The sequence below is a fragment of the Arminella tubonensis genome (assembly GCF_003240585.1).
Lineage (GTDB): Bacteria > Pseudomonadota > Alphaproteobacteria > Rhizobiales > Rhizobiaceae > Rhizobium > Rhizobium tubonense.
In genome coordinates this window covers 1-1,173 of record NZ_PCDP01000007.1, presented here as the reverse complement: position 1 = coordinate 1,173, position 1,173 = coordinate 1, and the positions used below count along the sequence as shown (strand labels likewise).

Genomic DNA, 1,173 nt, shown 5'->3' with positions numbered 1-1,173 from the left:
CAGGCTGTTGAAGAAGTCTCTGGTTTGGCCTTCAGCACGGCCTCATCGCCGTTGTGGTACGCGAAAGTGATCTCGATCGCGTCATCGTCGAGCAATTCGGCATGACCGTCGCCCGAGACCTCGTCCATTTCGTCAAATCCGGCCCATGTGAACGAGACCATGGACGTGCTGTAACCGAGATCGAGCGTCGCTTGCATCGCGCCGAAGGCGATTTCGCCATGACCGTTGGCCCCAATAGTGATTGTGGCGGGCTCAACAAGGTCGAGAAAATCCCGATCCCATAGATCGGCCTCGACGATCCGCCAGCGGCCAATCAGGCGGCAGTTCGAGGCCGCGCTCATGACGACACCGCCATCAGTTTCGGAAACCGCACCAGATCGTAGGCGGCGGCCGCGAACGTGAAGGCCCATCCGACGCGGTCGCGGCCACGGAACTTCGTCTTGTCCTGCCCCGCGGCTGTCTTGATCCAGCCGAACGCCTCCTCGATGCGCTTGCGGATACGCAAGCTGACCTTATAACCGGAATGGCGCGTCGTGCACTCGTCTATGGCCGAGCGGCGACCATTGATGTTCTGCGTCACATGGGGCGTCACTTTCATCGACCTCAAATCTTTGACGAAGTCCCTTGTGTCATAGGCCTTGTCGGCACCCAGCGTGATGGCTTGTGGCCGATCGGCGAAGGGTTCGATTATCTGCAGCGCCGCCACCCGTTCGGCATATCCGCTGGCCTCAGTGAGGCAGGCATCGACCAGCAGGCCATGGCGGTTTTCCATCAGCCCATGCCCCATGAAGCACAGCTTGGCCTCCTTGCCTTTGCCCTTCCTATAGAGTCTTGCATCTGGGTCGGTCGTTGAAGCATGCATCTCGTTGGAACGCTTTTCGCCATGGAAGTCTGCTTCCGCATTCCGACCGCCGCCATCCGATGGTGGTTCGCCCGAGCCGTCCTTCGGCTTGAAGCTCTTCATCGACGCCCAGGCTTGGATCAGCGTGCCATCGACAGAGAAGTGGTCCGTTGACAGCAGCCGCTTTACCTTGGGCTGCGAAAGGATCGCACCCAGGAACTTCGCAGCGATGTCGCCTTCCAGCAACCGGTCGCGGTTCTTCGAAAACACCGAATGGTCCCAAGCTGGATCGTCAATCCCAATGTCGACGAACCAGCGGAACAGAAGGTCAT

At 59.4% G+C, this 1,173-nt stretch carries 2 protein-coding genes; both read right to left on the bottom strand.

The window, feature by feature from the left end; genetic code table 11:
• A partial coding sequence (locus tag CPY51_RS05610) for a hypothetical protein (protein ID WP_111159216.1) occupies window positions 1-341 on the bottom strand: 341 nt, incomplete at its 3' end.
• On the bottom strand, window positions 338-1,173 hold an 836-nt coding region (locus CPY51_RS05605; RefSeq protein ID WP_111159214.1), incomplete at its 5' end, for an IS5 family transposase. The genes CPY51_RS05605 and CPY51_RS05610, both read right to left, overlap by 4 nt.